Genomic DNA, 20,560 nt, shown 5'->3' with positions numbered 1-20,560 from the left:
TTTTTTGGTCATCATCAACCAAGAATCGGCACAAAAATATTATGCTGGTACAAGCTATCTGATATTTCCACGGATTAACAAAATACCTGCGAAAGTTTTTTGGCTTTCAGTAACTGATCTATAGCGGTATACCGAGGCGCTTGAAGTGCTAACCTTTTATTATTCGCATCCAGCGGTATAGGTTTTATTTTTTTCAAATTTTTCACATACAGCAAGTATTTATTTGTATCCTGATATTTTTCCATAGATACGATTTCAGCATAGCAGGTGATTGCTGATACAGGAGAAACCTGGTAAATAGCTATATATTTTAACCGATCTATCATGGATGCACTAATACGTATTGCATACCAACGATTATTGCCAAGAAATTCTTTTTCAAATCCTTCTTCTCTTGCAGGTACGACCACGGTATTCAATGTCTCAGGCTTAAGGATTCTACCTTTTTCTATGACGTCCCTCACCTCTGCATTAAATGGAGTAAATTGATGAATGTAATCATTTCTATATTTAAATGTCTTAAATTCAACAATATCCGTATTAAGAGTCAATTGGCCAAGAACATTTTCCAATTCTGGAGAAGACTGATCAATAACAACGACAGCGTTCAACGGTTTCTCAAAAATAAGACTTTCAAGAAAAGCATCTATATTCCTGTATCCTGCACGAAGAAAACCTGCCTCAACACGTCCTCTCATGCTTTCGTCTTTCATTAAAGCATCAAGCAGAAATTCTTTTATTTTTCTGCCACTGGCCTTATATGAAATAGCAAACTTTAAAAGCTGAGAACCTATGTGTTTATAAGGATCATGGCTGGATAATTCATTTTCAATAATGTGTAGCCTGGGTTCAACCTCAAGAGAAAAATCTATCAAGTATCCATCCGGAATTGTGATGATGCTTTCGCCGATTTGTTTCTTAATATCAATATAGATACTGTTCTCTCCAAAAATATGAGGCGCTTGTTCAATGACAGCCGATTCAAAATCTTTTTCCAGCAGATACTCGTGACAAACGTATAACTTGTTATTGTACAAAAGTTTTTCCATATTTTATAGTATTCTGGCGATTTCACTTTATAGGGAGCTCCCGGAATTTGCCAGTATAATCATTGGAGCACTTTATTATCAAACTCTTAATAATTACTTCCCCATATGGGGAAATAGCCTTAAAAAGGGTTCCTGCCTATTCTTCCAGAATAGCTAGAAATTCCTGATAATCTCTGTAAATGTAAAACCATTCCGGCATCAGATCTTCTATTCCTGCCAAAAGAAAAGCCCTGCAAGCTTTTGGCTTACAGGGCTTATTAATGGCTCCCCCGGTTGGGCTCGAACCAACGACCTAGTGATTAACAGTCACCCGCTCTACCGCTGAGCTACAGGGGAGTTTGCGTTCCATAGAACGCGGAGGGGTTTTTAGCGGAGACTCAGACGTTTGGCAAGTACTTTTTTGTTCCTGCACGTTTTTTGACGCAAAAAGGACTCCGCACCGCAGGCATGGCAACGGTGCTTCTTGACCTTTGGGGGGAGAACGCTCAGTCTGTCAGCGACATGAGTGAACATCACCATCATATTGCTGTTCTGGCCGGCGACGGCATCGGGCCCGAGGTTATGGCGGAGGCCCTGAAGGTTCTGGACGCGGTGAGCGCCAAGTTTGGATTTACCGTGAGCCGCAAGGAGGCTTTCGTGGGCGGCGCGGGCATCGACCATTGCGGCAAGGCCCTTCCCGAGGAGACCATCCGCGCCTGTGAAGAGGCGGATGCCGTTTTGTTCGGCTCCGTGGGCGGTCCCAAGTGGGAACACCTGCCCGCCAATGAACAGCCGGAACGCGGCGCCCTGCTGCCGCTGAGAAAGCATTTCGGCCTATATGCCAATTTGCGTCCCGGCGTTTGCCTCCCCGCCCTGACGCATGCTTCTCCTATCAAGAACGAGCTGATTGAAGGCGGCTTTGACATTTTGTGCGTGCGGGAATTGACGGGGGGCCTTTATTTCGGCCAGCCCCGTTTCCGCGAAGAGGAAGGGGACGACGAAGTCGTCGTGGATACGATGCGCTACCACAAGAGCGAGATGGTGCGCATTGCCAAAGTGGCTTTCGAGGCAGCCCGCGGCCGCCGCAAGCGCGTCACCAGCGTGGACAAGGCGAATGTCCTGACCAATTCCCTCCTGTGGCGTGAAACGATGACGGAGGTTGCCAGGGACTACCCGGACGTGGAGCTGCTTCATATGTACGTGGACAATGCCGCCATGCAACTGGTGCGCAATCCCCGCCAGTTCGACGTGCTGGTCACGGAGAATCTGTTCGGTGATATTCTTTCCGACGAGATGGCCATGATTTGCGGCTCCCTGGGGATGCTGCCCAGCGCAAGCCTTTGCCAGGGCGCCAAGGATAACGGGCTGTTTTTCGGCCTGTATGAGCCTTCCGGCGGCTCCGCTCCGGATATTGCCGGCAAGGGCATTGCCAATCCGATCGCCCAGATTCTTTCCCTGTCCATGCTTCTCCGCTATTCCCTCGGAGAAAAGAAGGCGGCGGACGCGATTGATTCCGCCGTCCGCAGCGTGATTGACCAGGGCTACCGCACGGGAGACCTGGCTACGGGCGCCGCCGGGGAAATCCGCGTGAATACCGCGGAGATGGGGAACGCCGTCGTGGCGGCCCTGTAAATGCTCCTTTTACCGTTCGCAGGCGCTTCATGCACCTGCGGACCTTTTCCCTTCCAGGAAGGGAATGGAGTACTACCGCCTTTCTTTTCCATTTATTCCGGCTTATGTCCGGTCCCTTTTCACAACAAGTCATGAAAGTTCTTATCATCGGCCAAGGTATTGCCGGCAGTTGCCTGGCATGGGAGCTGAAACGGCGCGGAGCGGATTTTACGATTGCCGACCGTCCCATTGCGGAAACGGCATCCCGCGTAGCCGCCGGACTGGTGAATCCGCTGACAGGCCGCGCCTTCCGGCCCGGGTGGCGGCAGGAGGAGTGTTTTTCCGCCCTTTCCTCTTTTTACCCGGAAACGGAACGGGAACTGGGAGGTTCATGGTGGCAGAAGACTCCCATTTTCCGGGAGCTGGAAACGGAGGATCAACTTGAGATATGGCAGGAACGCCAGACGGCCCCGGAGTCCTGCTCTTACGCCGGTCCCCTGTTTCCGTGGCCGGAGCACTGGGAGGGCAAAGGACAGGCGGCCTACACACGCGGTTCCGGCGTCCTGCATGTGGAGACGATGGTGAATGCCATGCGCCGCTTTTTCTCGGAAGAGGGCCGGTTTGTAGAAGCGGAGGTGGCTCCCGGCGATATTCAGCCGGGTGCAGACGGCTTTTTTCACTGGTGCGGGGACTCTTTTTCACATATTGTGTGGTGCACTGGCTGGGAGGCCGGAATGCATCCGGACATGGCCCCCCTGAAGGGCAGGCCATCCAAGGGAACGATTCTGGATCTGGAGCTGAAGGATCTGGAATGGCACGCCGGCATTCTGCATTTCGGGCACTGGCTGGTTCACAACGGATTTTTCTGGCGGTTCGGCGCCACGTACGCCTGGGCCTGGGATGCCCCGGGCGTTCCGGAAGCGCCAGCCGTCCAGGAACTGATGCTGGACATGGTTAAACGCTATTCCGGGGAAATGAACGTTATCCGCGCCCGTGCCGCTGTTCGTCCCATCATCCGGCGCAGCCAGCCCGTAGCCGGACCCATTCCCGGTTTGGAAAGGCAGTTCGTCTTTTCCGGGCTGGGAAGCAAGGGTGTTACGACATCCCCCTGGACTGCGGCGCAACTGGCGGAACACCTGGTTCACGGAGCGGTACTGCCTCCGGACCTGCTCCCCGCCGCTCTGTGGAAGTAGTATTCCCTCTTTCCGGCCTACCTTGAACGGGACATGCATTTTCCTTGTCAAAGCGCCCTGAACACGTTTACATACGGTCTTATATGCGAGCAGAGCAGGAAAATTGGGGAAATACGGTGAAGGAGCGCCTGTTCGACCAGCGCGGCGCCGTTGTCGTGCACTGGCTGATCCTGCTCAATGTGGTCATTTTTTTCCTCGGGTTCTTTTTCCAGGTAGAGGTTCCGCGGGATATTTACCCGCCGGGGCGCCTGGACCTGGTGCAGCTGTATGGGGCCTACAGCGAGTATATGTGTTTTCACGAGGGGGAATTGTGGCGTCTGTTCACCTACCAGTTTCTGCACGCCAATCTGGGCCACATCCTGTTCAACATGATCGCCCTGTGGTTTTTCGGCCCCGTGGTGGAAGAACGTTTCGGGCATTTGCGCTTCCTGCTGTATTACCTGTTCTGCGGCGTGGCTGCGGCTTTGTTTTCCTCCCTGCTGGGTTATATGGGCTTTTTTGACCCGGAATGGCGCTTTATCCCGATGGTGGGCGCTTCCGGCTCCATTTACGGCATCATGGCCGCCTGCGCCGTGCTTTTCCCCCATGCACGGGTCCAGCTTCTGTTCCCCCCCGTGAACCTGAGCGTACGCCAGTTTGCGCTGGTCGTGCTGGGTATTGCCTGTGCCGTGGTGATTTTCCAGTGGAATAATGCGGGCGGCGAAGCCGGCCACCTGGGCGGCATGCTGGCCGGGTTTATTTTAACGCTGCTGATCCTGCTGAAGGAGAAGCTGTCTTCTCCCCGACCCGTTTCCTACAGCCGCCGACCCGCTCCGCGACCTTTCCCTTCTTCCGAAAGGGAGCCCTACCCTACGGAAGCAGAAGTGAATGAAGTAATGGACAAGATTTCCCGTTCCGGCCTGTCCAGCCTGACGGAGAAGGAGAGGGAAATCCTCAAGCGTGCCTCCCGGCGCTGAAGATTATATTGGAGTTTCCCATATTTAATTCCATTTTTCTTTATTTTTCCCCGTTTCCGCCTAGGATACGGGCATGATGACGCGGTTATATTCCTCCACCGTCCTGGGCGTGGAAGGCGTAGAAGTGGAGGTGGAAGTGGATTTCCGCCCCATGGCGGAAAAACGCACCTTTATCGTGGGTTTGCCGGATACGGCCGTCAAGGAGAGCGGGCAGCGCGTGGACACGGCCATTCAGAACAGCGGGCTGCCGTTCCAGCAGGGGATTTTCGTGGTGAATCTGGCTCCCGCGGATTTGAAGAAACAGGGCCCCGGTTTCGATCTTCCCATTGCCCTGGGAATGATTGCCGGAGCGGCGGAGAAGCTTGTTGACGCTTCTCTCTGGTGCATCATCGGGGAGTTGGCCCTGGACGGAACCGTGCGCCCCGTACAGGGCATCCTGCCGCAGGTGATCGAAGCGCGGCGCATGGGCAGGAAACGCATCATGCTGCCTCACGCCAATGCGCATGAGGCCGCACCCGTTCACGGCGTGGAGATTTTTCCCGTTTCCACCTTGCAGGAAGCCTGGGAATTGCTGACGTCCGCCGCACTGCCTGCGCCTTTTACGGCACCGCAAAAGGCCGGGGATATTTCCGAAGCGAATGTCGATTTCGACGAGATCAAGGGGCAGGCTTACGCGCGCCGCGCCATGGAGATTGCGGCGGCGGGCGCCCACAATATCCTGCTCAGCGGTTCTCCGGGGTCCGGCAAGTCCATGCTGGCTCAAAGGCTCCCGACCATTCTGCCGCCTCTGAACCGGGAAGAAGCCCTGGAAACCAGCAAGGTCCATTCCGTGTGCGGCCTGCTGAAACGCGGAAACGGCTTGGTGACGCAGCGGCCATTCCGTGCCCCGCACCACACTATTTCCGACGCAGGCCTGATGGGAGGGGGCAACAATATCACGCCCGGAGAGGTGTCTCTCGCCCATAACGGCGTGCTGTTCCTGGACGAGTTGCCGGAGTTCCGTCGTGCGACGCTGGAAACGCTGCGGCAGCCTCTGGAGTCCGGCCACGCAATCATTTCCCGTGCCTCCGGGACCATGACTTTTCCGTGTCGTTTCATGCTGGCGGCAGCCATGAATCCATGCCCCTGCGGCTATTTGGGCGACCGGCGAAGAACCTGCATCTGCTCCCCGGCCCAAATAGCGCGTTACCGCCAGAAGATTTCAGGTCCCCTTCTCGACCGGTTTGATCTTTTGATGGAGGTTCCCGCCGTAGATCCCGCCATGCTGGCGGCGGCTCCTTCCGGCGAATGCTCCGCCAGCATCCGGGAACGTGTCGTGGCCGCGCGGGAACGCCAGCAGAAAAGATATGCAGGCACCGTGATCCGCAGCAATGCCGCCCTTTCCGGAAAAGCCCTGCACAAGCATTGCCGCCTGCGGCCGGAGGGGCAGGCCATCCTGCTGCGCGCGGTAGAGGAACTGGCCCTTTCCGCACGGGCGTACGACCGTATTCTGAAAGTGGCCCGCACCATAGCAGATCTGGCGGACAGCGCGGAAATCCAGGATCACCACTTGTATGAAGCCGTCCAGTACCGGACCTTTGAACGTTCCCTCCGGGAATGACCTCATCCCGGAAAACGCGCGGCCTTTAGAAGGTCACGTTCCGTTCCAAAGGATAGCCTCTCCCGGACAGGGAGAGGAAAAAGGGACGGCTTTCGAACAAGTTTCTCCCGATGGGCACGCTTGCTGCTCACCGGCCCCGATGACGCCGGATAACCAATGCTCCCAGACCAAGCAGGCCCAGAGAGACGGTGGCCGGTTCCGGAACAACTTCATAGGCTACCTGAATGTTGGTGAGCGTGTAGGGAGAGGTAGCGCTACCCGCACCGCCGCGTACCCCGGCAACCAGCTTGTACCCTTCACCCCACGTCAGTGGAGAATCCGCCATGTTCAAGGAAACGGACGTGGTTCTTGACGTGGAATCAAAGGTAAAGCCTTGCACGGTGGAAAGGTTCTGGACAAGCGTTCCGGAAGAGTCATAAACCGCCAGAACCATGGTGTAGCTGGTGATGACGGAGGTAGGCGTATCACAGGAAAAGACGATGGAGGAAACAAGGTCTCCCTGTTGGGGTCCGCCCAACACCATGGCAAAGGAATCGCCCGCCACTCCGCTTCTGCCACAAAGGATGATGGAGCCGATATTATCATTGTTGATCCAGGTTCCCTCCCCGTTCTGGGGCCAATTGGCCAGACTGTTGTTGTTGCCTCCCGCATAGACGCCAATCCCGCTGTTTTTTACCTTATTCAGCAGTTGCTCTCCTGTTTGCGGCGCCATCGTCGCAGTTTGCGACAGATTGACGGATTCAGGCAGTTCGGCAATGATGGTAGCGGCATTTGCAGCCACCACACTGGTACAACTCATTAATACAGCACAATATCTACTTTTCATAAGTACCACACTGTAATAAATTTATTACGGTATGTCAATTTACAATTACGAAGAAAAGAAGTTGAAATTTCCTCCTTTTCTGAAATCAATCACATCCTGTTGAAACTGAAAAGACAAGCCATTTCCGGGGAAACTCCGTTTCTGTCTTTCTCTGCACAACGTCATTAAAATCCGTTTTTTACGTAAAAACAAACTTTCCAACAAAGAGAAGATGAAATTATTGCCCCTTCATGACTTTCTGCAAGATTTTATAAGAGGTGACCGGCCTTCGTTGCCATAGGTCCGTTTCTTGCAGCGGGGATGGATGTACCGGCTATTTTTTCAGGTGTACCGTTTAACGTTCCTCCGCCATCCCGTCCGCTTCATCCATCACAGATGAAAAACAGCCGTTCCGGACATTTCCACGGAACGGCTGCATGTACAGGAAGGTAAGACAGATTTAACGGATGGCTTCCAGAGCCTGGCTGAGGTCGGCAATAATGTCTTCCACCGCTTCCGTCCCTACGGAGAAGCGGATGAGATCCGGCCTGACTCCTGCTTCCATCAACTGTTCGTCCGTCAACTGCCGGTGCGTGTGGCTGGCGGGATGGAGCACGCAGGTGCGGGAGTCCGCCACATGGGTGACAATGGCGGCCAGTTTCAGGCTGTCCATGAATTTGATGGCCCGTTCACGGCCTCCCTTGATGCCGAATGTCACCACCCCGCAGGACTGGCCGCCGCGGAACTGCTTTTGGGCCAGATCATGGTACTTGTTGGAAGGCAGACCGGGGTAGTTGATCCAGGCCACGTCTTCCTGTTCCTGCAGGAATTCGGCTACTTTCTGCGCGTTCTCACAATGGCGGGGGACACGCAAATGCAGGGTTTCCAATCCCAGGTTGAGCAGAAAGGCGTTTTGCGGAGACTGGATGGAACCCAGGTCGCGCATGAGCTGGACGGTTGCCTTGGTGATGTAAGCGCCCTTGCCGAAGCTTTTACTGTAGGAAAGACCGTGATAGGACGGATCCGGTTCCGTCAACCCGGGGAATTTGTCCCTGTGGGCTTCCCAGTCAAAGTTGCCGCTGTCCACGATGGCGCCGCCCACGGCGGCGGCATGGCCGTCCATGTATTTGGTGGTGGAATGGGTGACAATGTCCGCTCCCCATTCAAAGGGGCGGCAGTTGATGGGCGTGGTGAACGTATTGTCCACGATGAGGGGCACGCCGTGGGCATGGGCGATGTCCGCAAATTTATGGATGTCCAGTACGCAGAGCGTCGGGTTGGAGACGGTTTCCGCAAACAGGGCTTTCGTGTTGGGGCGGATCGCTTTGGCAATTTCTTCCGCCGGGGCGTCCTGGTCCACAAAGGTGACTTCTATGCCCATTTTCCGGAACGTAACGGCGAAGAGATTGTACGTTCCCCCATAAATGGAAGCGGCACTGACGATGTGGTCACCGGCCTCGCAGATGTTGAAGACGGCAAAGAAGGAGGCTGCCTGGCCGGAGGAAGTGAGAATGGCGGCCACGCCGCCTTCCAGGTCAGCTATTTTCCTGGCTACCGCCTCGTTGGTGGGGTTTTGCAGTCGCGTGTAGAAGAAACCAGGTTCCTCCAGGTCAAACAGCTTGGCCATCTGTTCGCTGGTTTCATATTTGAATGTCGTACTCTGGTAAATGGGAAGCACGCGGGGTTCGCCTTTTTTCGGCGTCCAGCCCGCCTGCACGCACAGGGTTTCCGGTCTCAATTCCTGACTCATGATGCAGGGATGCTATGCGATGCTCCCATCCTTGTAAAGCAGGGAAAAACAGGACGGGAATGCGGTGGTTTCAAATGGGCCGGGGAACAAAATATTGCGATTGCTCAGGGACGTCCCGCAGAGTGTTTTTACTGGAGTTTCCCTCCTTCGCCGGACATTGGGTCCGTGCATTTATTGAGAAGAAATTTCTACGGTGAATTGTTCCGCCGGCGCCTTCTCCGCCGGAGTGGAGAGAAGTGTTCCATTCATCAGGGAGGAACACCGGATTTCCGGAAAACAGAGCCGCAAAGCCACTTTTACTTATTATCTAAAGCACTTCCGAAAGCTGTCTTTTTGCCGAAAATTGGGACTGGAACGGATCTGCCCGTTCCGGAGGCTTTACACTACGCAACTGTCAACCGGAGAATTCCCGGGTTTCCATGCCTTCAAGGCCATTTCCTTTTCACAACGGAATATTTTCTTCCATGCAGAACGTTTTCTGCGGTGAAAGATTGTTTTCCGCCCATGGTTTCAGGGGGCAGGAGCATATGCCGCTCCGCCCCTACCGGAACCAATAGGATTATTTGATTTCCGGAAGCGGAGTGGAGATTTCTTCTTCCGTCAGATAACAGCCGGGGTCGGAACCGTACCAGTGCCCGTTGGCAAAGGCGGCTCGCGTGCGGAATCCGCCGCCGCACAGGGCAAAGTGGACGCAACGGCCACAACGGCCTTCTATTTTTTTCTGCCGTTCCAGCGGGTCGTCGGACCCGCGCAATTCGGGCAGCATTTCCGCCGCGGCTCCCGCCTTGGCGTCCCACAAGTCGGAGAACAGGTTGTTTTTCACGTTGCCGAGCGTCACGGACTGCCAGAACTGATCCGGATGCACCATGCCCTGCGTGTCGATGTTGGCAATGCCGCGGCCGGAACTGTTCGCTCCGCCGCCGTTCCATTGAAGCAGTTTCAACGTTTCCTCCGCCAGAGGGGAACCTTCCCGGAGCTGGCGCAGCAGCAGATAAATGCCGTCCGCAGGCTGGGTAACGGTAAGCACTTCCCGGTTTTTGCCTTTCGCCTTCCATTCTTCCACACGGGCAATGAGGGTGTCCATGGCATGGCGGGCTTCCTCCCGGGTAAGCGTTTGCACTTCCACGCCGCGGCCGGTAGGCACCAGATGGTAGAAGCAGACGCGCTGAATGTCGTTGGCGTCAATGAAGTCCAGAATCTGCTCCATGCATTGCACGTTGTTGCGGGTCAGAGTCAGGCGCAGGCCCGTTTTCTGGCCCACGTCGCTGCACAGCTTGAACCCGCGCACCGCCTGGTCAAAGGAGCCTTCCACCCCCCGGAATTGGTCATGAACGGCGCCGATGCCGTCCAGAGAGATGCCTACATACGCCACACCCAGTTCCTTGAACCGCGCGGCGGATTCCGGCGTGATGCGGGTGCCGTTCGTGGAGATGGTGACTTTCATCCCTTTTCCCGTGGCCCGTTCCAGCAGGTCCATGAAACGGGGATGCACCAGGGGCTCGCCGCCGGAGAACAGGAGGGCGTTTACCTTGTAGTCCGCCAGATCGTCAATGACGGTACAGCATTGGTCCCAGTCCAGCTCTCCGTCAAATTTCCGGGCGGACGCGTCCGCATAGCAATGAACGCATTTGAGGTTGCAGGTACGGGTGATGTTCCATACTACAATGGGCTTGCGGACGCGGGAAGAGGCGGGAGCGCAGGATTCCACGGCTCCCCCGGCGGAACGGCCGTGCCCGTGGCCCTGGCCGTATCTCAAATGGTCCGCGGGCTGTTCCGCCCCTGTCCAAAGTCTGGTGATGTTAATCATGGTGTTGTGAAAGCCTGGGTTGATAGGGGCAGAGGTTGTCTTCTGCCATCATGTCTCCGTACACGGCGTATGCCCGGGAGCGGGAGCCGCCGCAAATGGTGCGGTATTCGCAGCGGCCGCATTTGCCCAGCAGCGCGTTGTCGTCCCGGAGCTTGAGAAAGAGAGGGTGCGTGCGGTACACTTCGCCCACATCGTCCGTGCGGACATTGCCCGCCGTGATGGGGAGGAAGCCGGAGGGCTGGATGTCACCGGTGTGGGAGATGAACATGATGCCTTTTCCGTCGCGCGTGGGAATGGCGCGCCGCGCCGGCGTGGCTCCCTGAGCACGTGCCTCCTGAAGGGCCACCCGGCGGTAATGGTGCCCTTCCGTGGTCTTGACGCCGAAGGAGACTTCCCGGCTGACCTCGCTGAGTTTTTTCCAGACGGCTTCCACCTGCTCCGCGGCGGGCATTTCATCCATTGCCGCCCGGCCCGTAGGAACAAGCAGGAAGACGCTCCACATGCCCGGCTGCATTTTTTTCATCAGCTCTACAAAGTCGTCGAACTCACCCAGCGTGCTCCTGGTAATGGTGGTGTTGATCTGGAGGTGCATGCCCGCCTCCTTGGCCATTTCCGCCGCGCGAAGGGTCCGTTCATACGTGTTCGGCACGCCCCGGAAGGCGTCATGCGTGGCTCCATGGGCGCCGTCCAGGCTCAGGGACATGCTTTGCACCCCCGCTTCTTTCAACGCATGAAAATCCGCATGCACCAACCTGGCCGTGGCGGCAGGGCTCAAGGCCACATGCAGCCCCTTGTCCGCCGCCGCGCGGATCAGTTCCAGAATATCAGGCCTCATGATGGGGTCCCCTCCCGTCAGCACGAGCATGGGCGGCCGGAGTTCCGCCAGCCGGTCAATGAGCCGCAAGGCTTCTTCATGGTTCAGTTCCTCAGGATGCGGACGCGGCTGGGCTACGGCCCTGCAATGTTTGCACGCAAGGGCGCAAGCGCGCGTCACCTCCCAGAAAACCAGAAAGGGACGTTCATTGAGATCTGTTTCACTAAAAGTCGGTCGCATTCCTCAGGACTGCCACTTTAGAACAATTATTATCTTTGACCAGCCCAAAAGGAGGCATTTTCCAAAAATGGCTACTTGGCCGCTTCTTCCCGAATTTTCTGAACTTCCCTGGGCAGTTCGGAGAGGGATTTCATGGAATCCTTCAGGTTCTGCGTGGCATTGGGAGAAAGCATGACAGCCGCCATGTGTTTGATGATGGGCTGCATCATTTCCACAAGCTGCTGCTGCGTTCCCATCAGCTTGGCCTGCTGGTTTCTGGTCAGGGGCGGCAGGGCGGCCTGCTTTTTGGCAATGTCCAGCAACGCAGCCCGGTAGTGCTTGACCTGCTCCTCGGCAGCGGCGCTGGTTTCCGCATCTTTCACGTTCGCCAGCGCTTTATCCAGCTTCTTTGCTTCTTCCACGGTTTTTTCCAGCAGGGTTTCATGCGTATTGCCTTCCGCATCCTTCGGGAACGGCTCCGCCTGGGCAGCCTTGTCTTTGGAAGCCTGCGCCAGTTCCGTCTGAACGGACTGCAAATTCATCAAGGCTTTCTGCAAGTCCGGAGTAAGCAGGTTTTCCTTTTTGAGACGGGCAAGGGATTTCACCAGTTCTCCGGAAACTTTCTGTATTTCCACCATCTGTGCCGCAATCTGGGCCTGTTCCTGGGGAGTGGCGCCGGGCAGCTCCAACTGCCGTTTTCCCAGGTCCACCAGCTTTTCATGCACTTTCTTGACGGTTTCCACCGCGGCGGCAGCTCCGGGCTCATCCGTCACCTTGTCCATTGCGGCGGTGATTTCCTGCATGCAGGCCACGCTTTGCTTGGTCAGGGAAGTATGGGTATCCTGGGCAAATGCAGGCGCCGTGATGCAGGCTGCCGCGCCCAGGCCGATGAAAGCAACTGTGTTATTCATGGTATGGAAGCCTTTCCGTTGTGAAAAGGTACTTCTTTCCCTGTCTTCCGTCAACCGTGACGGCCGTCACGTGATGTAAAACGCTACCGGCCCTGTTTTCTTTTCTCCGAAAGTCGTCGCTGTTTCCGGAATAGCGTTTCTCCCGGGCTTGTTTTTCATTCCCTCAAGGGAGAGCGCAACTTTCCTTTCCGGAACAAAAAGGGTTCTCCGCCCGGCAGGGACAAGGCTGCCATAAAAAAGGGCTGCCCGCATGTACAGGCAACCCTTTTGAAATTGATCAACCAGCTTCCCGGCTTAGTCGCGCTGCTGGCGGGAGTAGTTATAGTAGCTCTGGAAGCTGAGTTCCGCAGGGAATTCGCTCAGGCCGCCATTGGGATTGTATTCCTTGAGGCCGCTCATGCCGCAACGGCCCTGATAGGGAGGCCTGTAGGTGCACTTGTAGGTAGGCGCCCAGAAAGTGACAAGTTCATAGATGCCGTAGCCCATGCGTTCAAACATGGTGGCGGTGCCATCCACAATGCCGACAGAGAATCCGGCGTAGTCGCCTTCGCGGCTCGTCCAGTTGATGATCCCCAGCGGGATTTCTTCAACGGAGTAAATGATGTTGGCAAGGGCGCGGCCCAGCTTGCGGGTGGGAGTGTATTCGGAAGCGGGCGGAGCCTGGATGTCCGCACTGGCAACCCCAAGGGCTCCGGCGGCGAAAAGAGCGGAGATGATGGCACGTTTCATACTGATTGTTTATATAGTATAATTTGTCGAGGAAAAGCAACTCAAAAAAACAAAAAAACATCCGTCCCCTGTACCTGGCTCCCCTGGAAAGGGAAAAGCCGGGGGCGGCAGCCCGTTTCTCCCCGTTTCCGGCACAGGTTCACGGCAAGGCATGCCGCAAAAGGAAGAGAAAGGCTTCCGGCCACAATTAAAGATGATTTTTGAAAAAGGAGGCCAGAACGGAGGGGGTTTCATCCACATATTCCGGCACATCATATAACGACATGTGGTCGGCGCCTTCCACGACATGGTAATTTTTGTCCCCGCTTGCCGCGCGGGCATACAGGTCATCGCTCATCCATTTGCTCCCGGCTGCGCTGCCCGCCACAATCTGCAGGGGCTGCGTCAGAAATACGTCCGCCATGTTGAACGCATCGTAGGTAACGAGCTGGGTCAGACTTCTTGACGCGGCAATGCTTGGAGCCGTGGAGCACGCGCAGCGGGGAGTCCGGTAATATTCCCATGCCTCGCGCAGTTCTTCGCTGAAGGCGTCTTCCTCCTTCAGCGGAGCAAGGGGGAATATCACCTGGGCGGAACCGTTCGCCTCCGTCGTTCTGGCCTGGGAGCCGGCCTCCAGCAACGGAAAGGCGTCCCTTGAACTGCCTTTCCCTTCCCAGCCATTCCGTAGCATGGCGCCTATATTGACGGCGCTTACCGTTTCCAGCGCCTTGATGCGGCGGTCATTGATTGCGCATTGGCCGCATAGCCGCCTCCGGCGCAAATGCCCATGGCTCCTATCCTGCCGTTGTCCACATAGGGAAGCATAGTCAAATAATCAATCACCGCGCTGATGTCTTCGGTCCTGACGCAAGGATTTTCCAGATGCCGCGGTTCACCCGTGCTTTCACCCTGGTAGGAGGCATCAGAGGCAATGGTGACAAAAACCCTGTTCCGCCAATTTCCGGGCGTACAGTCCTGCCGTCTGTTCCTTGACGCCGCCGCCGGGATGGGCGACGATGACGGCGGGATCTTGCAGGGAGGCATCAAACCCGTCGGGAAAATTGATGAAGGCCGCCATCGTGACACCCTGGCCGTTCCGGTTCGCGAACGAAATTTTTTGCTGCTCCATAGCAAGCCTGTGCCGGCTCACCCCCACCACAGCCCCGATCAATGATCGTCTGCATCCATTTCCGGTCTGGGGTCCCGCGTCATCAGTTCCGTAAGGACCTCCATCGGCGCCTTGGATTCATAAAGCACAGCATAAACCGCATCTATCAGGGGCGTGCGCACTTTCAGCTTCCGGGCGATTTCATATACGGAGAGCGTGTTGGGCACCCCTTCCGCCACCATGCCCAGGGTATCCAGGATTTCCTGGAGGCTTTTTCCTTCCGCCAGCCTGCGCCCCACCGTCTGGTTGCGGGAATGGCGCGAATAGCAGGTGACAATGAGATCACCCACGCCTGAAAGACCCATGAAAGTTTCCCTTCGGCCACCGCTGGCTACGCCGATGCGCGTCATTTCAGCCAGACCGCGGGTCAGCAGGGCGGCCTGGGCGTTATCCCCCAGGTTCAGCCCCTCGCACAATCCGGCGCCAATGGCAAAAACGTTTTTGATGGTTCCTCCGAGCTGCATTCCGATGATATCCGTAGCGGAATAAACCCGGAAGGTCTTGGAGGCAAATATTTGCTGCACCCAGTCCGCATATTGCGGATCCTCAAAACCAATCAAGGACGCGGAGGGAAGGCCCAGACAAATGTCCTCCGCATGGTTGGGACCGGAAAGCACGCCGATGGGGTTTGAAGGGAGATATTCCTGGAGAATTTCCGTCATCCTTTTATGGGTGCCCTGTTCAATGCCCTTGGTGCAGGAGACAATGACGGCATCCGGCCGCACGGGCAGATCACGCAGCTGCTGCGCTACGGAACGCATGGCTACGGAAGGCACCACCACCACGATCAGTTCCGCATCTTTCACCAGGTTCAGATCACAAGTGGGATGAATGTTGGGAGCCAGGGGAGCGGCGGTTTCAGATAGAACAGGGTTGCGCCTCGTTTCCGCCAGTTCCCTGGCCTGGGCCTCCACGGGAGTCCACAGCACAACCTCGCATTCTCTGGTTGCCAGCACCATGGACAAAGCCGTGCCCCAGGAACCGGCGCCGATCACCGCTATTTTATGTAACCGATTTATCATCTTACTTGGACTTTTTGGAGTAGAAGGAGTGTTCCGTTCCGTTGAACAGTCTTGCCATGTTGGAACGGTGTTTGAAAATGACCAGCAGGCCGATCAACGTAAAGAAGGCAATATAGAGAACCTGGGACGAGATGCTTCCTCCCTCGGCGAGCGGATACATCCACCATCCCGCCACGATCATCGCAACCGCCGCCAGAATGCTGGCCAGGGAGACGATGCCGGATATTCCTACGAGCACCAGCCATGTAGCCAAAGCCGTACAGGCCACTGCCGGATTGAGGGCAAAGAGAACGCCCGCCGTTGTCGCCACGCCCTTTCCCCCCTTGAATCCGAGAAAACAGGTGTACGTATGGCCCAGCACCACGGCAAAACATACCAGGACCACCGCCGTGTTGAAGTCCCATCCGGCACTGTCCCCGGTCAGAAACGGCAGCCAGTGCAATGCGCCGAATACGGGAATGAACCCTTTCAGAAAGTCCAGGGCAAATACCGGTGCGCCCCACCGCCAGCCCAACACGCGCCATGCGTTGGTAGCGCCAATGTTGCAAGACCCTTCCTTTCTGAGATCAAGCCCCCTGCACCTGCCGGCAAGGTAGCCGAACGGAACCGCTCCCACCAGATAGGAGGCCGCAATGTAGAGAACTATCCAGGCAGTCATTTCGTGTGGAAAGCATTCTACCCCTGCACCGGGGAAATGACAATTGAGAATTTCCCGGCCCCGGACGCCGGAACGGCCTTCCCTACCTGGCGGGGCCTCCGAGACCCACTTTCAGGTCAAGAGGCACCTGTACTTCCCTGCCCGTCTTTTTGAAGAGCACCACTTTAAGTTCCGCATCCGTAGAAGGGATGACATATTCGTATTCAACCGTATAGTTCTCATTTGCCATGTGGACTTGTTTCGGATTGCCCTCCGCTTCAAGCGCGGCCCCATCCATTTTCTGAAAGAGAATTCTATCTACCGGAACGTCCCTGTTTTTCCGGGATAATTTCAAGTTCAACGTGACGGAACCGTCCTTGACAACAGCGTTTTCCACCGTGAGCGCCACATGGCCCGCGGAAGCAGTTGCCCCCTTTTTCATTTCAAGCGCGACAGGCTCCATTTGTTCCTCTCCGTCCAGCACTTGCACGGGCAAGGTTCCCTTGACATGAATCCATTGCGCTTCCGGGGCAGGCGCTTCCCGGGCAGCCACGGCGCATCCGTATTGCGGCGGCAGGACAACCCCCATGGAATAAACGGGGATCATCATTACCTTGCCCAAGTCCTTTCCTGTGGAATCCGTACAAACAAGGCGTCCGTCCTCCCTGCCGGCGGCCAGCTGTACCTTTTCCCCGGAGGGAGTCAGGATCAACCCTACTTCCACACCGGGAAAAGGCTCGCTTACAAAAATAAAGCCGGGGGAGTTTTGCATATCAAACCGTACAACGACGCCGGAAGGAGCCACTCCAATGGAAACAGGGGCAGCAACGGCAACGGAGGAAGCCAGCAATAAAGAGCAAAGGATAGTTCTCACAGGATTGTATCATTAGTCCGTTTTTTCGTGATTTCAACCCGAATTCTCATATTCCCGGTTTCCGGAGCGCGAACCGTGCCGTTTCCGCACAGTCCGCAGCATTTTTCTTCACCAGAGGGATTCCCTTGCCGATTTTCCCGAGCTTTGCTAGTCTTCACACAAATTCCGTCCTCATGAAAACCCTGATGAAATCCTTTTTCCCGCTGGCATTCGCCTGCGCCGCCCTGGCCGGCCTGTTCTGCTCATGCACGGAACATCTGCTTGCCAAAATACCGAAGACAGAGTTTGCCCCCGAGACCCTGCAACCGTGGAACGCCCCCTTTGAAGGACTTTGGGTGAACCCGAAAGTCCAGGGAAAAGAGAAGCATTACAAGCGGCTTTACATCGCTCCAACGACCATCGACTACCTGACGCCGGGAGCGGACCGGCACTGGCATCCGGAAGAGTTCAAGGCCCAGGCCATGAAACTGGCGGGAGAGTTTGACCGAAAACTCCGGGAAGATCTGGCCGCACAGCCGGGACTTCCCATCGCCCTGGCGGACAGCCGTCAAAAAGCTGACCTGGTACTGGAGACAGCCTTTGTCAGCATCAACCGCACCCTGGTGGGCGTCAATCTCCTGTCCCTGGGATCCTCCTTTTTCATTCCGGGGGTTTCCTACGGCCTGGGGTTGATCTCCAAAGGGGACATGGCGATGTCGGGCCGTGTGACGGATGCACGCACCGGGGAGCGCCTGGCCGTGTTTGGCGACTACCGTTCGGACGAACCGACCGTTTTCGGAAGCGCCAGGGATTACACGATGTACGGCAACCACCGGAAGACGATCGACATGTGGAGCGCCAAACTGGCGGAGTTGATTGCCAAGGGACGCAACGGGAAGGTGGCGCCCGCCCTGTGGTTCACGCTGAATCCGTTTTAACGGCTGTAGAGGAAGGTTTTCAAGACTTCCTAACCACGGCGGCCCAGACGGAAGCATTGTCCTGCTGGGGTTCCAGCATGTCCTTTACCTGCTCCATGACGGTTTCCACCAGATGCCGGCTGGAACGCTCCCGCGCCGCCTTAAGGGCCAAGAATGAAGGCTCCCTCAACAGTTCGGACCAGACCTGCAAGCCGTCCGAACAGGCCAGAACGGCATCCCCGGGATGGAGCAGCAGGGGCATCACGCTGATGTCTACCAGCTCCACGGGGCCGCCCATCACGGCGGAGCGGAGCACGCAACGCTGCCGCAGGGCCCGCTGGAGGGACATTTCCCCCTTCCGGTAAAGGCAGTCCGCAATCGGTCTCATGGAATGGTCTTCATTGAGGCGGTCCATGCAGGACCCGTCCGTGCCGCTCCACAAGTAAAGGGGGGAATCCCCCACACTGATCCACCACAGGCAGCGGTCCCGGATGAATGCGGCCAGTAGGGTGGTTCCGGATTCTTCAGGTTCCTTTTGGGTAGCGGCCAGCGCCTCATTGCCCGCGTGCAGCGCTTCCGCCAGGCGGGCGGGGATTTCCTGCTGGCCGCTTTCCGCAAACGCGGAGGCAAATGCATCCGCCACCACGCAGGAGGCGCAGGCGCCGCGGAGATGGCCGCCCATGCCGTCGCACACGATTCCCAGCATTCCGCCGTCAACGGAAAGGCTTTTGACCACGTCTTCCTGCTCGCGGCGTTTGCCGATCCATTGAGCGGAAGCGCAGTCCAGGGTATCGGGAGTGCGTCGGGCCATGCGGCATGCGGTAAAATTAACTGTCCTTCCGCTTCAACTGGGGGAAGAGCAGGACGTCGCGAATGGAAGACGCGCCTGTCAGCATCATGATGACCCGGTCAATGCCGATGCCGATGCCGCCCGCCGAGGGCATGCCGTATTCCAGCGTTTCAATGAAGTCGTAGTCCACGCGCTGGGTTTCCCCGGCGGCCTGGTGTTCCAGGCGTTCCTTCTGGACGTCCGGGTCATTGAGTTCGGAATAGCCGGGGGAGATTTCCTGGCCGTTGATCACCAGCTCGTACACATCCACCACGTCCGGGTTTTCCCTGTTGAGCTTGGCCAGGGGCACCAGGTCCTTGGCAACGTGGGTGACGAAGCAGGGGTTCATCGTTTTTTCCTCCACCAGTTTTTCATATACCTGCTGGGAAACGTCCACGTCCTTCATGTCCGGGCTGATTTCCACACCCAGTTCCGCACAGCGGGCGCGGCGTTCTTCCGGCGTGATGTCAAACCAGTCCCGGCCGGCCACGCCGCGGATCAGGTCCTGGTAGTCGGCACGCTTCCACGGGCGCGTGAGGTCAATGGTATAAAGCACGTTGCCTTCCGCATCCTTGTGGTCGATCTGGAGGCCGCCGCAGAACGTTTCCGCCAGATGGCAGATGAGTTCTTCCACCATGTCCGCCATGGTTTCAAAGTCTCCGCAGGCGCAGTAGGCTTCCAGCATCGTGAATTCCGGATTGTGGCGGCGGTCGATGCCCTCGTTACGGAAACTGCGGTTGAGTTCAAAAATCTTGGTGAATCCGCCCACCATCAGGCGCTTGAGGAAGAGTTCCGGGGCAATGCGCAGCGTGAGCGGCATGTCCAGCGCGTTATGGTACGTTTCAAACGGCTTGGCGGCGGCGCCCCCCGCCACGTCCTGGAGCATGGGGGTTTCCACTTCCAGATAGCCGCGGTCCTGAAGGAAACGGCGGATTTCCGCGATCATCAGGGAGCGGGTGACAAACAGGGAGGCGCTTTCCTCATTGGAAATGAGGTCCAGATGGCGCTTGCGGTAGGTAACTTCCTTGTCCGCCAGGCCGTGCCATTTGTCCGGCAGGGGGCGGAGGCTCTTGGAAAGGATGACCAGGCCGGAGACCTTGACGGTAGGCTCCCCGGTACGCGTCAGGAACGTGGTTCCCGTAATGCCGACCCAGTCCCCGCGGTCCAGCAGCTTCCACAGGTTCCAGGTGGTTTCGTCCACTTCATTCCGGTGCAGGAAGCCCTGGATTTTGCCGCGCACGTCCCCAATGACGAAGAACTGGGATTTGCCCATGTCCCGAATGGCCAGCAGGCGCCCGGCCACGGCCACCTGCCTGTCTTCCTGGAAGTCGGCCTTCAACTCGGCGGGCGTGGTGGTCGCGTCAAATCTTGCACCGTAGGGGTCGATTCCCAGCTCGCGGATTTTGGCGAGCTTGTCGCGGCGCACGGCAATGAGTTCGGATTCCGTCGTATTGGGATGTGCCTGCTGTTGTTCGGACATAGTGCGGGGATTTTAAAGGCTTGACTCCGTTTTGGCTAGCGGATTGTCAGGCAGAATCCATTTTTGGCGGCCCGCCCTGCATGAAATGCCGTTTACCCCAGGCATCCCACGGGGAGGATTCCATTCTCCGCGACCGGCCTGCGGCGAAGAGAAGAGCCGCTTTTTCCACAGCCGAGGAAGTTCAGGCAAATATTCTGAAATTGCATTTTTAACGTCCTGCCTTCTTTTTAAAAAGACAAGCTTTCTCTAAGA

Annotated in this window: 17 protein-coding genes, 1 tRNA gene and 1 pseudogene; 5 read left to right on the top strand and 14 right to left on the bottom strand. The window is 56.6% G+C overall.

Annotation, left to right across the window (positions count from 1 at the left end; all coding sequences use genetic code 11):
• Window positions 1-74: 74 nt before the first annotated feature.
• On the bottom strand, window positions 75-1,049 hold the full coding sequence (locus OQH67_RS05215) for a DUF8743 domain-containing protein (protein WP_215435557.1): 975 nt from the start codon (window positions 1,047-1,049) through the stop codon (window positions 75-77).
• Window positions 1,050-1,310: 261 nt separating this feature from the next.
• Window positions 1,311-1,385 (bottom strand) — tRNA-Asn (locus tag OQH67_RS05210).
• Between the two features lie 165 nt (window positions 1,386-1,550).
• Here OQH67_RS05210 and leuB point away from each other — a divergent pair.
• From leuB to OQH67_RS05190, 4 genes are all read left to right on the top strand, one after another.
• Entirely contained in the window at window positions 1,551-2,660 is a 1,110-nt protein-coding gene (gene leuB, locus OQH67_RS05205; RefSeq protein WP_215435558.1) for a 3-isopropylmalate dehydrogenase, read from the top strand.
• A 131-nt stretch (window positions 2,661-2,791) separates the two neighbouring features.
• Window positions 2,792-3,832, top strand: coding sequence for an NAD(P)/FAD-dependent oxidoreductase (locus OQH67_RS05200; protein ID WP_215435559.1), 1,041 nt, complete (start codon window positions 2,792-2,794; stop codon window positions 3,830-3,832).
• 83 nt (window positions 3,833-3,915) lie between these two features.
• Window positions 3,916-4,788: a rhomboid family intramembrane serine protease gene (locus OQH67_RS05195; protein ID WP_215435560.1), complete on the top strand. Its 873-nt coding sequence runs from the start codon at window positions 3,916-3,918 to the stop codon at window positions 4,786-4,788.
• Window positions 4,789-4,861: 73 nt separating this feature from the next.
• Entirely contained in the window at window positions 4,862-6,388 is a 1,527-nt protein-coding gene (locus OQH67_RS05190) for a YifB family Mg chelatase-like AAA ATPase (RefSeq protein ID WP_215435561.1), read from the top strand.
• Between the two features lie 127 nt (window positions 6,389-6,515).
• Here OQH67_RS05190 and OQH67_RS05185 read toward each other — a convergent pair whose 3' ends face one another.
• The 10 genes and pseudogenes from OQH67_RS05185 to OQH67_RS05135 form a co-directional block, all read right to left on the bottom strand.
• Entirely contained in the window at window positions 6,516-7,187 is a 672-nt protein-coding gene (locus OQH67_RS05185; protein ID WP_215435562.1) for a PEP-CTERM sorting domain-containing protein, read from the bottom strand.
• Window positions 7,188-7,653: 466 nt separating this feature from the next.
• Window positions 7,654-8,943, bottom strand: a complete 1,290-nt coding sequence (locus OQH67_RS05180; RefSeq protein ID WP_215435563.1) for an O-acetylhomoserine aminocarboxypropyltransferase/cysteine synthase family protein — start codon at window positions 8,941-8,943, stop codon at window positions 7,654-7,656.
• 559 nt (window positions 8,944-9,502) lie between these two features.
• Complete coding sequence (locus OQH67_RS05175; RefSeq protein ID WP_215435564.1) at window positions 9,503-10,750, bottom strand: radical SAM protein; 1,248 nt, start codon at window positions 10,748-10,750, stop codon at window positions 9,503-9,505.
• Window positions 10,743-11,804: a radical SAM protein gene (locus OQH67_RS05170; RefSeq protein ID WP_215435565.1), complete on the bottom strand. Its 1,062-nt coding sequence runs from the start codon at window positions 11,802-11,804 to the stop codon at window positions 10,743-10,745. Before OQH67_RS05170 ends, OQH67_RS05175 begins: the two co-directional genes overlap by 8 nt.
• Window positions 11,805-11,875: 71 nt before the next feature.
• Entirely contained in the window at window positions 11,876-12,694 is an 819-nt protein-coding gene (locus OQH67_RS05165; RefSeq protein WP_215435566.1) for a hypothetical protein, read from the bottom strand.
• A gap of 294 nt (window positions 12,695-12,988) precedes the next feature.
• On the bottom strand, window positions 12,989-13,423 hold the full coding sequence (locus tag OQH67_RS05160; RefSeq protein WP_067569511.1) for an exosortase system-associated protein, TIGR04073 family: 435 nt from the start codon (window positions 13,421-13,423) through the stop codon (window positions 12,989-12,991).
• A gap of 187 nt (window positions 13,424-13,610) precedes the next feature.
• Window positions 13,611-14,531 (bottom strand): annotated as a pseudogene (locus OQH67_RS13125) (alpha/beta hydrolase).
• 38 nt (window positions 14,532-14,569) lie between these two features.
• Entirely contained in the window at window positions 14,570-15,592 is a 1,023-nt protein-coding gene (locus tag OQH67_RS05145; protein ID WP_215435569.1) for an NAD(P)H-dependent glycerol-3-phosphate dehydrogenase, read from the bottom strand.
• A gap of 1 nt (window position 15,593) precedes the next feature.
• Window positions 15,594-16,250, bottom strand: a complete 657-nt coding sequence (plsY, locus tag OQH67_RS05140) for a glycerol-3-phosphate 1-O-acyltransferase PlsY (RefSeq protein WP_215435570.1) — start codon at window positions 16,248-16,250, stop codon at window positions 15,594-15,596.
• An 82-nt stretch (window positions 16,251-16,332) separates the two neighbouring features.
• The gene (locus tag OQH67_RS05135) at window positions 16,333-17,001 is read right to left on the bottom strand and encodes a hypothetical protein (RefSeq protein ID WP_215719996.1); all 669 of its coding nucleotides are present in this window, start codon (window positions 16,999-17,001) and stop codon (window positions 16,333-16,335) included.
• A gap of 287 nt (window positions 17,002-17,288) precedes the next feature.
• On the opposite strand from OQH67_RS05135, the gene OQH67_RS05130 reads away from it, so the two are divergent.
• Entirely contained in the window at window positions 17,289-18,020 is a 732-nt protein-coding gene (locus tag OQH67_RS05130; protein WP_215458902.1) for a DUF3313 family protein, read from the top strand.
• Window positions 18,021-18,039: 19 nt separating this feature from the next.
• On the opposite strand, the gene OQH67_RS05125 is transcribed toward OQH67_RS05130, so the two are convergent.
• Complete coding sequence (locus OQH67_RS05125) at window positions 18,040-18,810, bottom strand: PP2C family protein-serine/threonine phosphatase (RefSeq protein WP_215435573.1); 771 nt, start codon at window positions 18,808-18,810, stop codon at window positions 18,040-18,042.
• Between the two features lie 16 nt (window positions 18,811-18,826).
• Complete coding sequence (gene lysS, locus OQH67_RS05120; protein ID WP_215435574.1) at window positions 18,827-20,308, bottom strand: lysine--tRNA ligase; 1,482 nt, start codon at window positions 20,306-20,308, stop codon at window positions 18,827-18,829.
• Window positions 20,309-20,560: the final 252 nt, after the last annotated feature.

This window comes from Akkermansia biwaensis (assembly GCF_026072915.1).
Classification (GTDB): domain Bacteria; phylum Verrucomicrobiota; class Verrucomicrobiia; order Verrucomicrobiales; family Akkermansiaceae; genus Akkermansia; species Akkermansia biwaensis.
The sequence above is the reverse complement of the archived record's forward strand: the minus strand, read 5'-3'. Positions and strand labels throughout refer to the sequence as shown.